This window comes from Pseudomonas sp. D3-10 (genome assembly GCF_051132175.1).
GTDB lineage: Bacteria > Pseudomonadota > Gammaproteobacteria > Pseudomonadales > Pseudomonadaceae > Aquipseudomonas.
The window spans coordinates 1,980,215-1,998,192 of the sequence record NZ_CP071668.1 but is presented as its reverse complement, the minus strand read 5'-3'; the positions used below and the strand labels follow the sequence as shown (position 1 = coordinate 1,998,192).

General features: G+C 57.7%; 19 protein-coding genes and 4 pseudogenes. 9 read left to right on the top strand and 14 right to left on the bottom strand.

What is annotated here, in order from left to right; translation table 11 throughout:
• Positions 1-14: 14 nt before the first annotated feature.
• From J3P90_RS09015 to J3P90_RS08995, 5 genes are read right to left on the bottom strand one after another with little or no spacing between them, the layout of a single operon-like run.
• A complete protein-coding gene (locus tag J3P90_RS09015) occupies positions 15-287 on the bottom strand; it encodes a DUF2160 domain-containing protein (protein WP_030142071.1) in 273 nt (90 codons plus the stop codon).
• Positions 288-297: 10 nt separating this feature from the next.
• Positions 298-1,098: a carbohydrate ABC transporter permease gene (locus J3P90_RS09010; RefSeq protein WP_434676160.1), complete on the bottom strand. Its 801-nt coding sequence runs from the start codon at positions 1,096-1,098 to the stop codon at positions 298-300.
• A 10-nt stretch (positions 1,099-1,108) separates the two neighbouring features.
• Positions 1,109-1,975 (bottom strand): carbohydrate ABC transporter permease, encoded by an 867-nt coding sequence (locus tag J3P90_RS09005; RefSeq protein ID WP_420765774.1) that lies wholly within the window; start codon positions 1,973-1,975, stop codon positions 1,109-1,111.
• Positions 1,972-3,081, bottom strand: a complete 1,110-nt coding sequence (locus tag J3P90_RS09000; protein WP_434676159.1) for an ABC transporter ATP-binding protein — start codon at positions 3,079-3,081, stop codon at positions 1,972-1,974. Before J3P90_RS09000 ends, J3P90_RS09005 begins: the two co-directional genes overlap by 4 nt.
• Positions 3,081-4,175, bottom strand: coding sequence for an ABC transporter ATP-binding protein (locus J3P90_RS08995; protein ID WP_434676158.1), 1,095 nt, complete (start codon positions 4,173-4,175; stop codon positions 3,081-3,083). The genes J3P90_RS09000 and J3P90_RS08995 overlap by 1 nt, the downstream gene beginning before the upstream one ends.
• 360 nt (positions 4,176-4,535) lie before the next feature.
• Between J3P90_RS08995 and J3P90_RS08990 the strand changes: the two genes are divergently transcribed.
• Both J3P90_RS08990 and J3P90_RS08985 read left to right on the top strand, forming a co-directional pair.
• Positions 4,536-6,392 carry a sigma-54-dependent Fis family transcriptional regulator gene (locus J3P90_RS08990; RefSeq protein ID WP_434606715.1) on the top strand — a complete coding sequence of 619 codons (1,857 nt, stop codon included), beginning with the start codon at positions 4,536-4,538 and terminating at the stop codon, positions 6,390-6,392.
• A gap of 40 nt (positions 6,393-6,432) precedes the next feature.
• Positions 6,433-6,564, top strand: a pseudogene (locus tag J3P90_RS08985) (metal ABC transporter ATP-binding protein); the annotation flags it as partial.
• A gap of 16 nt (positions 6,565-6,580) precedes the next feature.
• Here J3P90_RS08985 and J3P90_RS08980 read toward each other — a convergent pair.
• Positions 6,581-7,069 carry an anti-virulence regulator CigR family protein gene (locus J3P90_RS08980; protein ID WP_434606717.1) on the bottom strand — a complete coding sequence of 163 codons (489 nt, stop codon included), beginning with the start codon at positions 7,067-7,069 and terminating at the stop codon, positions 6,581-6,583.
• Positions 7,070-7,198: 129 nt separating this feature from the next.
• Here J3P90_RS08980 and J3P90_RS08975 point away from each other — a divergent pair, with 129 nt between their 5' ends.
• Both J3P90_RS08975 and J3P90_RS08970 read left to right on the top strand, forming a co-directional pair.
• On the top strand, positions 7,199-8,392 hold the full coding sequence (locus J3P90_RS08975; protein ID WP_434676157.1) for an MFS transporter: 1,194 nt from the start codon (positions 7,199-7,201) through the stop codon (positions 8,390-8,392).
• Positions 8,393-8,642: 250 nt separating this feature from the next.
• Positions 8,643-8,849: a hypothetical protein gene (locus J3P90_RS08970; RefSeq protein WP_434676156.1), complete on the top strand. Its 207-nt coding sequence runs from the start codon at positions 8,643-8,645 to the stop codon at positions 8,847-8,849.
• A 48-nt stretch (positions 8,850-8,897) separates the two neighbouring features.
• Here the strand turns inward: J3P90_RS08970 and J3P90_RS08965 are convergent, their stop codons facing one another.
• Positions 8,898-9,206, bottom strand: coding sequence for an AzlD family protein (locus J3P90_RS08965; RefSeq protein ID WP_186707518.1), 309 nt, complete (start codon positions 9,204-9,206; stop codon positions 8,898-8,900).
• A complete protein-coding gene (locus J3P90_RS08960) occupies positions 9,203-9,913 on the bottom strand; it encodes an AzlC family ABC transporter permease (RefSeq protein WP_434676155.1) in 711 nt (236 codons plus the stop codon). The genes J3P90_RS08965 and J3P90_RS08960 overlap by 4 nt, the downstream gene beginning before the upstream one ends.
• A gap of 303 nt (positions 9,914-10,216) precedes the next feature.
• Between J3P90_RS08960 and J3P90_RS08955 the strand changes: the two genes are divergently transcribed.
• The gene (locus J3P90_RS08955; protein ID WP_434676154.1) at positions 10,217-10,645 is read left to right on the top strand and encodes a DUF2628 domain-containing protein; all 429 of its coding nucleotides are present in this window, start codon (positions 10,217-10,219) and stop codon (positions 10,643-10,645) included.
• A 161-nt stretch (positions 10,646-10,806) separates the two neighbouring features.
• Entirely contained in the window at positions 10,807-10,983 is a 177-nt protein-coding gene (locus tag J3P90_RS08950) for a DUF3606 domain-containing protein (RefSeq protein ID WP_434606722.1), read from the top strand.
• Between the two features lie 75 nt (positions 10,984-11,058).
• On the opposite strand, the pseudogene J3P90_RS08945 reads toward J3P90_RS08950, so the two are convergent.
• The 3 genes and pseudogenes from J3P90_RS08945 to J3P90_RS08935 all read right to left on the bottom strand — a co-directional run.
• A pseudogene (locus J3P90_RS08945) lies at positions 11,059-11,187 on the bottom strand (chlorhexidine efflux transporter); the annotation flags it as partial.
• A gap of 43 nt (positions 11,188-11,230) precedes the next feature.
• Positions 11,231-11,842: a hypothetical protein gene (locus J3P90_RS08940; protein WP_434676153.1), complete on the bottom strand. Its 612-nt coding sequence runs from the start codon at positions 11,840-11,842 to the stop codon at positions 11,231-11,233.
• Positions 11,843-12,233: 391 nt separating this feature from the next.
• Positions 12,234-12,794, bottom strand: coding sequence for a TetR/AcrR family transcriptional regulator (locus tag J3P90_RS08935; RefSeq protein ID WP_434559731.1), 561 nt, complete (start codon positions 12,792-12,794; stop codon positions 12,234-12,236).
• Positions 12,795-12,920: 126 nt separating this feature from the next.
• Between J3P90_RS08935 and J3P90_RS08930 the strand changes: the two genes are divergently transcribed.
• Together J3P90_RS08930 and J3P90_RS08925 are read left to right on the top strand one after the other, a co-directional pair.
• Positions 12,921-13,565 (top strand): DJ-1/PfpI family protein, encoded by a 645-nt coding sequence (locus J3P90_RS08930; RefSeq protein WP_434676152.1) that lies wholly within the window; start codon positions 12,921-12,923, stop codon positions 13,563-13,565.
• A 24-nt stretch (positions 13,566-13,589) separates the two neighbouring features.
• Positions 13,590-14,113: pseudogene (locus J3P90_RS08925) on the top strand (DUF2867 domain-containing protein).
• A gap of 1,013 nt (positions 14,114-15,126) precedes the next feature.
• On the opposite strand, the pseudogene J3P90_RS08920 reads toward J3P90_RS08925, so the two are convergent.
• A pseudogene (locus tag J3P90_RS08920) lies at positions 15,127-15,543 on the bottom strand (PACE efflux transporter); the annotation flags it as partial.
• A 107-nt stretch (positions 15,544-15,650) separates the two neighbouring features.
• On the opposite strand from J3P90_RS08920, the gene J3P90_RS08915 reads away from it, so the two are divergent.
• Positions 15,651-16,535: a LysR substrate-binding domain-containing protein gene (locus J3P90_RS08915; RefSeq protein WP_434676151.1), complete on the top strand. Its 885-nt coding sequence runs from the start codon at positions 15,651-15,653 to the stop codon at positions 16,533-16,535.
• Between the two features lie 124 nt (positions 16,536-16,659).
• On the opposite strand, the gene J3P90_RS08910 is transcribed toward J3P90_RS08915, so the two are convergent.
• A complete protein-coding gene (locus J3P90_RS08910) occupies positions 16,660-16,863 on the bottom strand; it encodes a hypothetical protein (protein ID WP_434676554.1) in 204 nt (67 codons plus the stop codon).
• A gap of 100 nt (positions 16,864-16,963) precedes the next feature.
• On the bottom strand, positions 16,964-17,194 hold the full coding sequence (locus J3P90_RS08905; protein ID WP_420765760.1) for a hypothetical protein: 231 nt from the start codon (positions 17,192-17,194) through the stop codon (positions 16,964-16,966).
• Between the last annotated feature and the right edge of the window lie 784 nt (positions 17,195-17,978).

The following is a 17,978-nucleotide window of genomic DNA, read 5'->3' as shown; positions in this document are numbered from 1 at the left end:
TGATCGTCGAGCGACTAGCCCCACCGCATCACTGCCAACAGCCACACCAAAGACAACGCGAACGCTATCCAGATGCTCCAGTCGGTGGCGCCGATCACCAGCAGATGCAGGTAGGCGCTACCGAGAAGACCGATAAACAACCGATCACCACGGGTGGTGGCAATCGGCAGGAAACCACGCCGAGGGATACTCGGCGAACGCAGTTCCCAAGTGGTCATGCCTATCAACAACAAGGCGATGACACCAAAAAACGCCGCCGTCGGGACGGTCCAGTTCATCCATTCCATCATCGACTCCTCAGACCCGGCCCAGGGCAAAGCCCTTGGCCACGTGGTTGCGAACGAACCAGATCACCAGCATGCCCGGCAGGATGGTCAACGCCCCCGCCGCCGCCAGCACGCCCCAGTCGATACCCGACGCCGACACCGTGCGCGTCATGACCGCCGCGATCGGCTTGGCATTGACCGAGGTGAGCGTGCGCGCGAGCAACAGTTCGACCCAGGAAAACATGAAGCAGAAAAACGCCGTGACACCGATGCCGGAGCCGATCAACGGGATGAAGATCTTGACGAAGAACTTGGGGAAACTGTAGCCGTCAATGTAGGCGGTCTCGTCAATTTCTTTTGGCACCCCGGACATGAACCCTTCGAGGATCCACACCGCCAGCGGCACGTTGAACAAGCAGTGAGCCAGGGCAACGGCGATGTGGGTGTCGAACAGGCCGATGGACGAATACAGCTGGAAGAACGGCAACAGGAACACCGCCGGTGGCGCCATGCGGTTGGTCAGCAGCCAGAAGAACAGGTGCTTGTCCCCCAGGAACCGATAGCGGGAAAACGCATAGGCCGCCGGCAACGCAACGCCCAGGGAAATCACCGTGTTCAGGCTCACGTAGTACAGCGAGTTGAGGTAACCGGTGTACCAGCTCGGATCGGTGAAGATCACCTTGTAGTTCTGGAAGGTGAAATCCTGCGGCCACAGGGACAGGCCGCCGAGGATCTCGGTGTTGCTCTTGAACGACATGTTCAGCAGCCAGTAGATGGGCACCAGCAGGAACAGGATGTAGATCAGCAGTGGAATCAGCTTTCTCTTGCTCATTTTGCGGGCCTCAACGGTTGGCGTCGGCGTGCGTCATGGCGGTATAGAACAGCCAGGACACCAACAGAATGATCAGGAAGTACACCAGGGAAAACGCCGCCGCCGGGCCCAGGTCGAATTGACCGATGGCCATCTGCGTCAGGGTCTGGCTGAGGAACGTGGTAGCGTTGCCCGGCCCGCCGCCGGTGAGGACGAACGGCTCGGTGTAGATCATGAAGCTGTCCATGAAGCGCAGCATCACGGCGATCAGCAGCACGCTTTTCATCTTCGGCAGCTGGATGTGCCGGAACACCGCCCAGTTGGACGCCCGGTCGATCCGTGCCGCCTGATAATAGACGTCGGGAATTGCCCGTAGCCCCGAATAGCACAGCAGCGCCACCAGCGACGTCCAGTGCCAGACGTCCATCACCAACACGGTGACCCAGGCATCCATGGTGTTGGCCGCGTAGTTATAGTTAATGCCCAGCCCATTGAGCGTGGAGCCCAGCAAGCCGATGTCGGCGCGGCCGAAAATCTGCCAGATGGTGCCGACCACGTTCCACGGAATCAGCAGCGGAATCGCCAGGATGATCAGCACCAGGGACGACCACTTGCCTTTGGTCGGCATGGTCAGGGCAATGGCGATACCCAGGGGAATTTCAATCAGCAGCACGCACGCCGAGTAGATGAACTGGCGCAACAGCGAATCGTGCAGCCGTGGATCGAGCAGCACCTGCTTGTACCAGTCGGCGCCGACGAAATATCGGCTGGACTGGTCGAAGATGTCCTGCACCGAATAGTTGACCACGGTCATCATCGGGATCACGGCACTGAAGGCCACCAGCAGGAACACCGGCAACACCAGCCACCAGGCCTTGTTGTTCTGCACCTTGTTCATGGCTGCACCTCGCCCACCGGTTCAAGCAAATATTCATCGGCATAGACCATCAGCCATTGGCCCGGAAAACTGATGTACGCCGTGCCTTCCGGCACCGGCTTGTCTTCGGCCAGGCGCACTTTCAGCGGAGCGCCATCGAGGTTGAGGGTCAGGATCTTGTAGGTGCCCAGGTCTTCGACGTGGACCACGTCAGCGCGCATCGCGTCGTCGTACGGGCCATCCCAGACGTGGACGAACTCCGGACGGATGCCCACCTTCAGGCTTTTGCCCTCGGCTTCGGCGACACTCCGTTGCAAGGTTTGCGACAGGGGCAAATGGGTCGACCCGAAGCCAACGCCACCGGGCTGCGCCGTGACCTCTATCAGGTTCATTCCCGGGCTGCCGATGAAGTAGCCGACGAAGGTGTGGCTCGGGCGCTCGAACAAGTCCCGGGGTGTGCCGAACTGCACGATCTGCCCGCCGTACATCACGGCGATCTTGTCGGCGAACGTCGAGGCCTCCAACTGGTCGTGGGTGACGTAGACCATGGTGATGTTGAACTGCTCGTGGATCTGCTTGAGCTTGCGCCGAAGTTTCCATTTCAGGTGCGGGTCTATCACCGTCAACGGCTCGTCGAACAGAATCGCCGACACATCGTCGCGCACCAACCCCCGGCCCATGGAGACTTTCTGTTTCTCGTCGGCGGTGAGGTTGCGGGCCTTTTTATCCAGTAGATTCTGCAGGTCCAGGACCTCGGCGATTTCATGCACCTTGGTGTGGATCCGCGCCTCGGCCATGCCCTGGTTGCGCAGCGGGAATGCCAGGTTGTCGAACACCGTCATGGTGTCGTAGACCACCGGGAACTGGAACACCTGGGCGATGTTGCGCCGCTCCGGGGACAGTTCGTTGACGACTTTGCTGTCGAACATCACTTGCCCTTCGGAAGGGCTGAGCAAGCCGGAAATGATGTTGAGCAAGGTGGACTTGCCGCAGCCCGAAGGCCCGAGCAGCGCATAGGCACCGCCCTGCTCCCAGATGTGGTTCATCTCGCGGATCGCGTAGTCCTCGGGGCTCGCCGGGGTGCTGGTGTAGCTGTGGGCGAGGTTCTGCAAACGAATTTCGGCCATCAGGCAACCCTCGCAATACGCTGACCCGGGGCTTGGACCAGCTTGCCCTCGGCGTCGAAGACAAACAGTTTGTGGGTCGGAATGTAGATGCGGATCGGCGCGTCCACGTCGTATTCATGCACCCCCGGCAAATGCAGCACCAGCAGGAAATGTTCGTTGCGCACGTGCAGGAATGTCTCCGAGCCGCTGATCTCGGCCACCTCGACGGTCACCGCCAGTTCAAGGTCATCGTCGTTGCTCGGCACCAGGGAAATATGGCTGGGGCGCACGCCGAAACGGAACTCGCCCTCGCCCACCGGGCGCAGGTCGACGTTCAGCGGGAAATGCACGAAATTGGCGAAGCTGACCTCATTGCCGGCGATACGCCCCGGCATGAGGTTGATCGGTGGTTCGGAAAACAGTTCGGCGGCCAGCACGGTTTGTGGCTGGTGATAGACCGAAGAAGACTTGCCGCTCTGGATCACCCGGCCTTCGTGAAGAATGGCCGTGGTGCCGCCCAAGGCCAGCGCTTCGTTAGGCTCGGTGGTGGCGTAGACGGCGATGGTATGACGGGCCTCGAACAGCTCGCGCATTTCCTGGCGCAGCTCTTCGCGCAACTTATAGTCCAGATTCACCAGCGGCTCGTCGAACAGGATCAACTCGGCGTCCTTGACCAGGGCCCGCGCCATGGCCGTGCGCTGCTGCTGGCCTCCGGACAATTCCAGAGGATGGCGCTTGAGGAATTTCTCGATCCGCAGCATTTTCGCGGTTTCCAGGACCTTGCCCTGGATGATCTCCTCGGCCACGCCTGCCTGGCGCAACGGCGAGGCGATATTTTCGAAAACGGTCATGGTCGGGTAATTGATGAACTGCTGGTAGACCATCGACACGTTGCGCAACCGCACCGGGCGCTGGGTGACGTCGACGCCGTTCATCAGGATGCGGCCGCTGTCGGGCTTGTCCAGCCCGGCCATCAAGCGCATGAGGCTGGTCTTGCCGGATAGCGTGCGGCCCAGCAAAACGTTGAAGGATCCGGGTTCGAAATTCAGATTGGCATCGTCGATCCAGGTCTGGCCTTCGACGGTGCGACAGATGTGCTCAAGCTTTAATGACATGGCTCGGCCTTTTTATTATTTGGAGTCAAGCGACCCAAGTAAGAAAGCGAAAGCCGTGCCAGAAATCATAAGTCACTGATAAGGCTGGTATTTCGTTTGATTCACTGAAAAAAGACGTTCACTGATGAACACAAGTGAACAACCATGAATGAACAACTGAACAACCAGTCGGTTGACAATGAACAATTTTGAACAACACTCAATGAACGCTTTCGGCTAGCCTGCCATGCCCTTGTGGGAGCGAGCTTGCTCGCTCCCACAAGGGCCGAACACCTATGTGGTGTTTTGGGCCTGCCCCAGCACAAGGACTCTGTGCGAGACTTGCCACAACAATAAAAACAGCACCTGCGAGAGTGCCCCATGGCCGCACCTGCTCCTGCCTTGTCCCACGAGGCCATCATCCAGGCTTCCTGGTCCCGTTGCCGTGCCTTTGGCCTGAACCACCAGAGCGTGCCCGCGTTCGACCAACTGCCGGCCGAAGGTATTGCCCAGTTGTTGGAGAGCCAGCATTCACTGGTGCAGACCACTCACCAGGAAGTGCTGCCGTACTACGAGAACATCCTGAGCAACTCCAATTGCCTGATCATGCTGGCCGATAATCAAGGACAGGTCCTGACGTCCTGGGGCACCCAGCGCTTCATCGAACCGAAACTGGCCCATGGCTTCAGCGCCGGGGCGAGCTGGATGGAGCGCTGCACCGGCACCAACGCTATCGGCACAGCATTGGCTTGCGAGCAGGCCGTTCACATTGAACACGATGAACACTTCCTCAAGGCCAACCGGTTCATGACCGGCTCCGCCGCCCCGATCTTCGATGCCGAGCGCAAGGTCATCGCCGTGCTGGACGTCTCCAGCGACAGCTACCTGCCGCCCTCCCATACCCTGGGCATGGTCAAGATGATGAGCCAGACCGTGGAAAATCGGCTGATCCTCAACCTGTTTCGCGGTGAACATTTCCAGCTGACGTTCAACACCGGCCTGAACAACCTCGACAGCCAATGGGCCGGGCTGCTGATCTTCGATGAAAGCGGCCAAGTGCTCTCGGCCAACCGCCGCGCCGACAACCTGTTGGGCCTGAGCCTGTCGCGGGTGAGCATTGAAAGCCTGTTCAAGGTCTCGCTGATGGAATTGCTGAACCAGCCCGACGGCCTGCCGTTCGCCTTGCAGGCCTCCGGACGCAATCGGTTCCAGTGCGTGCTCAGGCGACCGAAACAGGTTTCGGTCAAGCCGCGCATCTTCGCCGAACCGACGCCCTCGCCCACGCCCACGCCAGCACCGGCCAATACCGGCATCAGCCTCAACTCGCTGCACTTCGGCGACAGCCGCGTGGAAAAAGCCGTGCGGCAGGCCGAGCGTTTGCTGGAAAAAGATATTCCGCTGCTGATCCACGGCGAGACCGGTGTCGGCAAGGAAGTGTTCGTCAAGGCTCTGCACCAGGCCAGCTCGCGCTGCCAACAGCCGTTCATTGCGGTCAACTGCGCGGCCATTCCAGCGGAGCTGGTGGAATCGGAACTGTTCGGGTATGAAAAAGGCGCCTTCACCGGCGCCAACCAAAAAGGCAGCATCGGCCTGATCCGCAAAGCGGATCGCGGCACGTTGTTCCTCGACGAGATCGGTGACATGCCCCTGCCGACCCAGGCCAGGCTGTTGCGGGTCCTGCAGGAACGTTGCGTGCAACCGGTGGGCAGCGCCGAGCTGTTCCCGGTGGACATTCGCATCATCTCCGCCACCAACCGTTCGTTGCGTGAACAGGTGCAACTGGGGCGTTTTCGTGAGGACCTGTACTACCGCATCGGCGGCCTGACCCTCGAACTGCCGCCCCTGCGCGAACGCAGCGACAAGCAGGCGCTGTTCAAACGCCTTTGGGAACATCACCGCGAACCGACCCAATGGGCCGGCCTGAGCCGTGAAGTGACGGATTTATTCGAGCGGCATCCTTGGCCCGGCAACCTGCGGCAAGTCAGCAGCGTGCTGCAAGTCGCCTTGGCGATGGCCGAGGAACAACCGATCCGCCCAGAGCACCTGCCCGACGATTTTTTTGTCGACCTGGACATGGAGCCGGTGGAAACGCCCGAACCACTTACGGTGGACCTCAACGATGCTGAAGACTTGAACCGCCAGTTGCAGGCCGTGGGCGGGAATATTTCGCATCTGGCGAGACGGCTGGGAGTCAGCCGCAATACCTTGTACAAACGCCTGCGGCAGCTGGAAAGCTGATACAAATCCTGTGGGAGCAAGCTCACTCCCGCAGAGGGAAATGCGCTACCCGAGAACACCTGGAAAAAATGTGGGAGCGAGCCTGCTCGCGAAGGCGTCGGGTCAGCCAACCTCAATGCTGAATGACACACCGCTTTCGCGAGCAGGCTCGCTCCCACAGGTTTCATTTCCTAACTGGAAGCACCGGCTCAGTCGAACGCACCGTTGAGCACTTCATAAATGATGCCAGTGGCAATCGCCACCAGGATCAGGTCCGAGCCGACCTGCTGCCATTCATAACCGTCATAGTGCGGCAAGCGTCCCAACAGCCGGCCATCGAGCTTCTTCGCAATGCCGGGGGGCAACGGCTTGCCTCGGGCCAGGTTTTTCTGAATGCCCGGCGGCAATGCCGGGCCGGGGCTCCAATAATCGCGATAACCGCCAATCACACCCAGGATGCCGCCACGATCGATGCTGGGGCCGTTATGCCAATCGCCACCACCTTGGTTGCCCTTGTTCCCAGGATTCCCTTGCCGCCCCTTGTTGCCTTGCCCGCCCTTGCCTCCTTGCCCTTGACCGGGACCTTGATCAAATTGAGCGTTTCCCTTGCCGTTTCCCGGGTCCGCGACAACAATGCCAGGGCTGGCCGCCAGGGCGAAACAGGTCACTGCGGCAATCAACGAGCGCGATTTGAACATGGCAGTTCTCTCGAAGAAGGGACATCCCCTGTAAAGATATAGAGACTGACGGTGATATTAGTTCCATATCACGCCGCGCGTCGCTTGCCTGGACCGGACAACCCCTGAACACCGCAATCAAGGAGCTTCATGCGCAAGGATTACCTGGCTTTTTTCGTCTCGATGTTCCTCTCGCGGTTGGCCGATCAGATCTTGCTGTTCATCGTCCCGCTGATTGTCTTCCAGACCACCAACAGCGTCTCCTGGGCGGGCCTGGCGTTCTTTGTCGAATCCTTGCCACGCTACCTGGCGTTCCCGATCTGCGGCGCGCTGTGCGACAAGTTTCCGCCGATTCGCATCCTGCACATCAGCCAGGTCTATCGCGCCGCAGCCTGCGGCGTCGCAGTCTTGCTCTATGGCGTCTTTGGCGGTGTCTATTGGATCGTGGCCCTGTCGGCCCTCTGTGGCGTGTTGACTACCCAAGGCATCATGGCCCGCGAAGTGGTCATGCCTTACATCTTCAAGCACTACACCTACACCAAGACGCTGTCCTATTCGCCAATCGCCGACCAGACCGGCTTGGTACTGGGCCCGCTGGTCGCAGCGCTGCTGCTTGAAGTGTGGGCGTGGCACTGGGTGCTGCTGGCGATCGCCGGACTGTTCCTGCTGGCAGACCTGGCCATGTTGTACTGGCAACGCACCAGCTCGGTCACCCTTGAGTCCTTCGAGCAACACCACGACCTCTGGTTGAACCCGTTGCGCATTGCCCTGGGTCACATCCGCAACTTGGCGGAACTGAAAAAAGTCATCAGCCTGGCGGTGGGCGTCAACCTGATCATCGGCGTCACCCTCGCCACGTCGGCGGCCATGGTCATCGGCCACTATGGCGCCGGAAAAGATGATTACGCCGGGCTGCAGGCGGCCGGTGCCGTGACCACCATCGTCATCCTGTTTCTCCTGGCCCGGGTCACCTTGCCTTTGAAACTTCTCGGCGCCCTCTCCTACACGCTGATTGCCCTCGGCGCTTTCATCACCGCGCTCAGCCCGAACATCTGGGGCTACGTCGTCGGTTTCCTGCTGATCGTCGGTTTCGACAAGATGTTCAACGTGTACATGCGCAGCATCCGTCAGCAGGTCATTCCCCCACAGGACTTTGGCAAGACCGTCGGCGTGATTACGCTGCTCAACAACCTGTCGCAACCGTTCGCGGGCTTGCTCGTCGCGGTGTTGGCGGCACCGGTTGGGACGCAGGAGGTGATTGTGCTGCTGGCGGTGGTCACCAGCCTGATCGGCGTCGGTGTGGTCGTGATGAACAGGCAATCAGCACAGGGGACAAGCGTCTAGCGCACCGATTCAGATTAACCCCGCCGGAGCCTCGGCTTGTATTATCAGTGACTTATTCTTGAGGCATGGTTGCATCGTTGCCAGCGTCGATGCGCGTCTACCCACCATTCGTCACCTGTTAAATGTTGGAATCTACAGGCGGCCATGTCTGGCTCAGGGTTTGCACTGGCCTGTCTCAGCAGCCAAGAACGACATGATTCTGACGCGGCAGCACATTTATCAATGCTTGGTCAGCAAACGGAGATGTACCGTGTCAACTCTCAACGAAATCGCAGCGAACCACGCGAGAATGGCAAAGTTAAAGGAAGAAGAGTCGATGCGGTTGAGTGCGCTTCAGGGACAGGTGGTGGGAAGTTTTGAAATTCCGCCCATCGAGGCGCCACAGGAGATGTCGCTGCACTTCATTACGGGTATACAGGATCACTCGTTCGGGGAAGCGGCTGCGCTGAGTTTTTGACTGTTGACAGGGCGGAGTCGCCCGTTTGTAAGCGGGCGACTCGGCCGTTCAAAACTGTCTGGCTAAAGCCGCTGCAAGTATGCCGGCTGCAATTGCCGGCAGCGGTTTTTTCAGTGTCAGCATGACGATTGCCGTGGCCAGCAAAGCCAGGCGTGCGCCGTTGTCACCTTTAACCGCCAGCGGAGCCAGCACCGCCACCAACACCGAGCCGGACATGGCCGTGATGAACTGCTGCACCCGATAGTTGATCGGCACGAACGACATCACAAAAACACCGCCCCACCGAGTGGCCAAGGTTACTGCGGCCATGATCAAGATGACAAGCAAGGTGCCATAACCCGCCGTTTCAATGTTCATTGTTGTTTCTCCATCCACACTGCGCCCAGAACGCCCCCCGCCAGAGCACCCACCACGACATGGCTGTTAGCCGGCAAATACCAGTAGGCCAATAGCGATGAGCATGCCGCCACGGTCCAGATGATGAACATGCGCAGGTTCTTCTTCCCACCCACGACCATCGCCAACAAGAAACAGCCCATCACCATATCGAGCCCGAAACTGACCGGGTTCTCGATGACGCTGCCAAAATGAAGTCCCAGCCAACTTCCCAGGATCCAAGTGATCCAGAGTGCAATGCCGCCACCGAATAAAATCCCCAGTCCCGGCTTGCCCCGGTTGAACGCCTGCATCGCCATGGCCCAGTTGGCGTCCGAAACAACCAACATGACACCGTATCGTTTGGCAACGGGTAGCTCCCGTAACCACGGATAAAGCGTCGCGCCCATCAACAAATGCCGGGCGTTGATGGCGAAGACAGTGATCATCAGCGGAACGACCGGCACCTGCTGGCCCCACTGATCCAGCGCGGCAAATTGAGAAGCGCCGGCAAAAACCAGCGTGCTCATGAGCACGGCTGACGTGTCACTCAGGCCCGTTTGTGCAGCCGCCAGGCCGAAAGCAACACCGAACACGACGACAAAAAGAGAGATGGGGATCAGTTGCTTGAAACCGTCATAAACTTGCTTCAGCGTCAGCTCATACAGATGGGATTGATCGTTCGACAAAACATCGCCTCTTCTGGTTTTCCACGGTGTAAAACTGGGAGTATGAGGCTGATTTTCTATGCCGAGAACTTTTTAGCGGGCAATCCAGCAAATCAATAGAGTGAAGCCCGTCACAGACCAGGCGACCGCATAAGCGGCCAGTGCGGAATGTTCCACACCTCCAGCCATAAAGCGGCAAAATTGGCGCCCTGAAGATTCACACGCGTTCTTCGACAAAAAACCAAAGCAGCCAATGCTCTAAACCAGAGCACAGGATTTCTTGGAAGAAAGAAAAATTAATTATGGAAAACAGGAGCCTTGAAAATGAGCACGACTGAACAAGTACAAAGCACTGGTAAATACAGCACCAAGTGGCAGGAACGCTTCGACTTCTTTAACACCTACGGTGCGCCAAGCGACCCGCGCTACAAGGAAGCCTTCAAGGCGCTGCCTGGCTTCAAGAGAAAAATACTGATCAATGCAAACGTGATCGCATTTTTCTTCGGCCCTATCTACCTGTTCGTCCTGGGCCTCTGGAAGAAGAACCTGGCCCTGCTGGGTATTTTCCTGGCGATCAACATCGCCTTGAGCGTCATTTTCGCCATCATTGGGATGGAATTTCCGCGGCCGTTGAGCACGGGTCTGAGCATCGCCATGTCGATGATGTATGCGCTGATGACCAACTACGCGTACTACCTCAAGGAAGTGAAAGGCGAGCAAGGCTGGAACCCGTTCAAAGGCATGCGTCTCTGAATGCAGGCTTGGGTCTCAAGAGCCCGCGCCTCGTTATGAGTGTGCGGGCTCTTTGTTTCCGAGTCGTGGAAATTTGGGCAATTTTATTGCGCAGATAGCGCCTCCCAATTGTCTACCCCATGTCGCCTGGCGATACCAGGCCTTACATAGGGAACTCGACAATGGCAGATGACCTGAGCAACCGCGGGCCGCAGGACAGGAACCGCATCAACATTACCGAAGCTTGGGAGTTGAAGTACTGGGCGAATGAGTTCGGGGTGACTGAAGAAGTACTCAAGGCAGCGGTGAAGGCTGCTGGGCCGATGGTGGCCGATGTTCGCGAACAACTTAAAAAATGATGCATTGGCCCTACGGTGCTCCGTAGGGCATGCGTTGGCTACATATTGAGTCTGGTTAACACGAGTCACTTTAAACCACAGGCTGATGCCCAACCATGCGCCAATCACCGGCGTGAGGATCAGCGTCAAGCCGCCTTCAAATCCAAGGGAATGCAGCAACCGCCGCTGCCAGTTGCGATGGCGGCTGGGTTGGCGGCGCTCCCACTCCGGACTACCTCTCCTACAGAAAACCGAGACCGAACGAAACTCAATCGGTGGCCTTATCAACGGCCAAAGCAACCAACGCAAACGGCAACAGGGCGATGACGAACACAGTCATCCCGACGGCCCCGTAGGCATCGTGGATCTTATCGCCCAGGCTTCGTTTCGAGGGAGCGGCGACGGTGTCCACGGACACGATCAGGGCATAACGATAGGTTTGGGATTGATCATACCGGTCAACATTGCATTGCGTGGTGCTCAAGCTGACATAACGATCACCCATCACTGGCGTACGGTCTTCGTGACTGGCAAGGAGCTGCTTCAACTGGGCGACCTGTACCTCAAATTCAGCCTCACATTCAGGCTGACTGACAAAAGCACGACTCGCCTTCGTAATGAGATCTGGGCGAATCTGATGATCGAGGAAGACCTCGTAGGTATCGCCTTGCTCATCGACGCGCTTGTAAATCTTGGAGCCCGTGAGCGACTCGCCTCCGGTAGCGGAAAGCGCCTTGAACTCATCGCTGGAAAGCGGCTGACCCAAGGTATAACCGTAAATCTGGGGCGCTTTAAACGGTTCCTTTACAGCTTGTGAGGCGCACCCGGCAGATGACGCAATAATCGAAAGACTCAGTGCGGTACAGAGCGTCCTGTTCATGTCTCTTCCTTGAGTTGCGTGGGTGATCCGGGTTCCGGCGTGAAAGATTATCGGAAATAGACAGCGACCGCCGCTATTGAAGGCTTTTTTCATACGCGCTGGCGTAGAAAGCAGAAACCGCAAGAACGATCAAATGTTCTCCCCATGCATTTGATAACGTCGCTCCAGCATTCATGGAGATCGTCATGCTGAGTATCGAGAGGGCCCTGTGGTACATCGGATTGGAGCTGGGATCCCAAAGACCAGGTAGCGGCCATTCGTGTAGTTGTACGGCATTAACGGTCCTCATTCCGAATAGACATCGGAACACATGGTTTGCCCATTCAAACGGCCCATTCATGGCCCTTTTACACGACGCTATCAGATCACGGACGTCCCTTGTTTATGCTTCTCACGACCTGGATCGCCACGGTGGGAGAGCCCCTTCGAAAAGTGAAAAAGCTCGATGCACGAAACGGTTGAAACGAGCGGCATCGCGCCGCAGCCCTGCCTGTTGCCCCCCGATCAGGCACAGGTGGGCCACCTGCCCCATCACTTCTGCTTCGCCTGGCCTATGGGCCAAGCGACGACACGTCCGTATCGCGAAGTCCAATCGTCGTGTGTCTACACGCTGCTGAAACTCGGCCACCAACGGATCGTGCAGCGACCAGGCTCGGATGGAGACTTCCCGCCCAGGTTGTTTCTCAGCGGCAATATTCAAATAGCGTTTCAAGATTTCGCCCGCGCTACGACCCTGGGCCGCAAAAGCGAGCATGCGCTCCGTGTAGTCTTCTTCCCAAGCGGCCAGCAAGGTGCGGACAAAATCATCGCGATTGCGGAAATGGTGATAGAACGATCCGCGGGTCACATTCAAACGGCGCGATAGACTCTCGGCTGACACGCCAATATGCCCTGTCTGATCGAGGGCCTCGAAACCTGCCGCGATCCAATGGTGACGCGTTAGTTTTTCCATTCGTTATTTCACTCCCTATTTAGCACCATACAGACTGTGTATGGCGCGCAACCGATAGATACCCTGCGAACACCAGCAAAGATGGCCGTTGCGTTTTGCACGCCAGCACTTTTCATGGAGCTCGCCTTGAAGAAAATCGTCCTGGTTGCTTTCGACCAATTCACCGATATCGACCTATTCCTGATGTGGGACATCTTAGGCCGCAACACCGAGGACTGGCACGTCCGAATATTGGGTTCCAGCCCTGTCGTACGATCGGCGCATGGCCTGCCTGTTTCGGTGCACGGTCCGCTTTCCGAGGCCAATAATGCCGACGCGGTATTGTTCGCCAGCGGCAAGGAAGGAATACCCGCCGCACTGGCCTCCCCGGATTTCCTACCGTCGTTTGAACTTGACCCGAAACGCCAGCGAATCGGCTCCATCTGCGCCGGCGCTTTCATTCTCCAACGGCTTGGGCTGCTCAGCGGCCGAGCAACGACACACCCGGATGCACGATCGGGCTTGCAAGCCCTGGGACTTGAGCCCGTGGACCAGCCTCTTGTATGCCAGGGCAACGTCGCAACCGCTGGCGGATGCCTTTCGGCGCTCTATCTGGTGGGATGGTTGGTTGAGTCCTGGTTCGATGCCGACAAGCGCCGCGCGACGTTGCTCCCTGTCCTGCCCGCCGGGCAGCAGGCGCTGTATGATGCGCTGATCGGGCTCAGTATCCGACAAGGAGAAGTGGCCGCCTCCCAACAAGAAACGCGACAAGGCATGTCATCTAATTGGTAGTTAGCACTCAGGAAGATATCTCCGATGCCCCGAGAATTTGAGCTCATTATGTCCGTGCCCGTCCCCTCGAGGTCCGGCGTCACCCACCTTTACAAGTCGACGAACCTGGCGGACGCTTTTGCGATTCGCCTCCCTGCGGGCACATCCAGCGATCCAGAGGTGCTAGCTCGATTCATCCTTTCCCACCAGCCATCCTGGATCGGATGGCTCATGAAAGTCCGAGACACTGTCGTTGCCCGTTTTGGGCTCAAGACAGCGAGGCATTTGGCAACACTTGCTCATCGGATTCAAATCTTCAAGGTCTACAGCACCGACCAGACTGAAATCGTGCTGGGAGAGGACGACAAGCACCTCGACTTCCGGATATCGATCCGTGCTCTGGAGAGGTAGAGCAGGAAGGTAGTCGCCAACTGGTTTTCTCAACCGTGGTCCAGTGTCACAACCGTCTGGGCCGAGCCTATATCTTCGTGATTGCGCCATTTCATCGCTTGGTTGTTAAGGCGAGCCTGCGCCGCGCAGCGCGCATTGGTTGGCCTTTGGCTGCCTGAGCCGCGACACCACAAACCCCGTGGCGAGGGAGCTTGCTCCCGCTAAGTGGCGAAGCCGCCCCCAAAAAGGGACGGCGAAAGACTAGGAACAGACCAGGGTTTTGAGCTAAGAAATTGGCAAAGGGGATTCATACGGCGCGAATGCCAGGATCATGTATCGGTCTTCGTAAAGCTCGCCCTGTACGTAGACTAAAGCGGCATCCAACTGCGGCCGCTTTATGTCGCATTTTCTTTAGGCTTGCCGATCGGAAGCCCTGAACTTTTGGGGTGGTAGAGCGATATGAATATGGCGAAGTTGGCCGGATCGAGCCGCTGCCGGCTCGTGATATGGCTGATCACACCCCATGTAACTCGGAAGTGTCTGACCTTTGCTAACCATGCAGACGGTAAAAACTTTAATTATCCGGTCTTAGTGCAAAAGGATGGGCTGCGAGTGCCAACTCGATATCAGCCCGCAATTCAGGATGGATTTCGACTCGAATAACCACTATCCGACTTGATCGATCAGACGCTGTGTGTTGCGGGTCGCCAGGGTGGGCCTGATTAGCGCGCTTGAGGACATTTTCAGAAATCTCCTACATCGAAGTTTTACAGCAGCGGCAAAAAAAACCGTCCCCTTTTCCCTTCCTCGTCGGCCATCGGTGTGCCCTCTCGCTCATTGATATGGGGTTGGGCAGACCATGGCGCTGGCACTTCAATCAGAACGCGGTTCGTCCCCCTGCACATCCCCCAATCTCACCTCGCGTATACCGCCGTCTGCAATGAACCGAACCACGACACCCTCTCCCCGCGTCAAGGCAAGAACATGATCGATCAACTCGCCTTGGCTGTCCGCTTGGCGGATCGGTTTGTAGCCATGGGATTTATAAAGTGTCCAACGGTCGTTCTCGAACTCGATCCTGTACACATCCACTGCCGAGCACTCCGATTGTGCGTTTTTCGGTAGATGCGCGACAGTGCTGGTGTGTTCCGGCCATGTGCTGATTGGACTGTTCGGTAACGCCCTGATCCGACTGAGCCGAAAGCGGCACGTCGAACGCTCGATCAAATACCCATTGGAAAACCAACGAATAAAAAAAGAAAAACACAAATAATCCAAGATTCGTCACCAGCGCCAACCACAGGCCGATACCCAACCAGGCTCCAATTACCGGCGTCAGAATCAGGGTCAAGCCGCCCTCGAACCCAAGGGAATGAAGCAGTCGGCGCCGCCAGTTGCGATGGCGGTTGGGTTGACGACGCTCCCACCATTCGAACAGGCCGTTGAAAAGCATGTTCCAGCCCAGCGCAACGGCGGAAATCACCAAGGACAGCAGGGTTGAATAGCCCATTCCCTGCTCATAGATAAGCGCGAGGGATGGCGCGACAAAAAGCACACCACCGGCCTCATAGAGCACGGCCTGAAGAATTTTGCGAGAGGCGCCTTGCATCGATTGTCTCCACGAATGGCGGAAGGGAACCACAGCCTGGCAAGTTGAGCGCCGGCCCACAATTGAGCTAAATTGAGCCTCGCTCAACCTGAGTAACTTCCCCGCCCATGTTCGCCAAACTGCCCCTTACCGCCTTGCGCGGCTTCGAATCCGCCGCACGGCTGGGCAGCTTCAAGGCGGCGGCCCAGGAACTGAACGTCAGCCCGGCGGCGATCTCCCATCAGGTCAAAAGCCTTGAAGCGTTTCTCGGCGTGCGACTGTTCGAGCGTTCCAGTCAAAATGTGCGCCTGAGCGCGGACGGCGAACGCCTCCAGCCCTACATGCACCGCGCGCTGCTCGATATCCAACATGGCCTGCAAACGCTATCGCCATCATGTACCGCGCAATCGCTGGTGGTGAGCACAACGCCAGCGTTCGCCAGCCTGTGGCTGATACCTCGGCTCGGAGATTTTCATCGAAGACATCCTGAGATCGACCTCAGGCTGCACAGCAGCAACGACGTGATCGACCTGCGACGTGACGCCAGCATCGACCTGGCGATCCGTGCGCTCTTCACCTCGGATCCTCAACTGCTCGAGCAAACTCTACTGGAAGAATATTTCGGCGTGTATTGCCACCCCGACTGGCAACCACCCGCAGCGGGCTCGCCCATCGAACTGATTGACGTCCCCTGGCTGAGCAGCACAAAGGTCACGGTGGACTGGGCGGCATGGTGCGCCAAGTCCGGCACCCTGGGTTGGCTGCAAAACGCGCGCCTGCGCCGCTATGACGAGGAACAGCACGCTCTGCAGGCAGCGGTCGCCGGGCATGGGCTGGTGCTTGCCAGTAATGTGCTGGTTGCGGAAGCGGTTGCACGCGGGCAACTGGTTGGTTATCAGCCTGAGATTCGCTTGGCGGGTGCGCGATATACGGTGGTGTGCGTGCCGGCGCGGGAGCGGCAGGTTGAGGTGAGGGCTTTCAGTGAATGGGTGTTGGGGCAGGATGTTGATTGAGTCGGAACGCACGAAGAAAGGAGCTATTGGCGGGTAAAGCCTGAACCAATGGGCGGACGAGGTGTTTGAACGAGCGACTCACGCCTGACGATAAAACAAAGTAGCCCGGCATCACATCAGGCCTTCAATGGAGCACTCTACGGCTTTCCCCGATTCTTATACGATCAAGGGCGAGGTTTAACGCATCCAGAGCCTTTAACAGCGCCTGTGCTTCAGCTTCCCGGCCATCTCCCCACAAGCGCTCAGCCATCTTGTTGAGCGCCTGGATAGATCGCTCGATTTCGGCAGCGCTTGCTGTCGTTTTGTTATCTGGCTGTTTCTTTGGCATGTTCATGGACGCTTCTTTCAGGGTGGTTCGAGGCCTTTTGCGTTGCGGCCTATACCACCTGCTAGCCGAAAGCGCGCATAAGCATCGAAGAGCGCGCCACTCAAGCCCAGATGGCCGTCTCTGTGTTGATCTCGGCGACAGAAGTAGCATTAAACTGCCGCTGACGGTGAAGGTCATCGCGCATTTTAGAATAATCGAACTTCTTGTTCTCCAACTCTTTGAGCACAAGACTTGAAATTTTGTAGGTGCCGCAGTCACCGCAGTCGACAAGCTCTCCACTTTGATCCGCTTCGGACCGCTTCGCTTCCATCGCGCACAGATAGCACTTCATGACTGATCTCCTGTTCAATGATGTTTAGGAGATCGTCTCGTAATGGCGGAAGTTTCAACTGGCTGACCTTCGCTCAGTAACTACGCCAAATCAATCGTCCACCCGTCAGATGATAAAAACCCGGCTCCGTGGCCGGGTTCCATGGAATCATCAGCATCCGCTGTAGCTTACTTCGCACCGCCGTTGCCACGATTCGTCTGGGCATCCTGGTCGGATCCGGGGTTCCCAGGCGGCGGATTCCAATCCTCTGGCCTCTCGCCAGTGCCCTGCTTTGGCTCAGACTCAGCCTGATCAAGACCAGATCCATGTCCTTTGCCTGTATCAGGCGCTTCCTCACTTGGCCCTGGGTATGGCGCTTCCGGACCGTTATTGTCAATCACCATAATCTCTCTCCTGTCTGCAGCGCAGTTCTGCGCATACATTTGAGAGGGCTTGCTTGGGCAGGAAGTGCTATGTCTGCGACGAGCGGATGAGCGATCAGGCCAGGACACCTCCGCTCAACTTCTTTCTGTTGCTCGCCAAGCGGCATGCCTTGGGCCCGCATCCTGGAAGAGGTCGTTCGGAAAAGGGGAAGGCTCGATATAGGAGACTGTTGAGGCAAGCGGCATTACGCCGCAGCCCTGCCTGCTGTCCTAATAAACGCTCTATGATGCCTTGACCGGGCTCAGTATCCGCCAAGGACAACCCATCCCCGTGGCGAGGGAGCCTGTTTCCGCTGGGGCGTATTCATACTCTTCCTTGAACTAGCCAAAAACGGCTTCAGCGCAGCTAAATAAATCGGCCC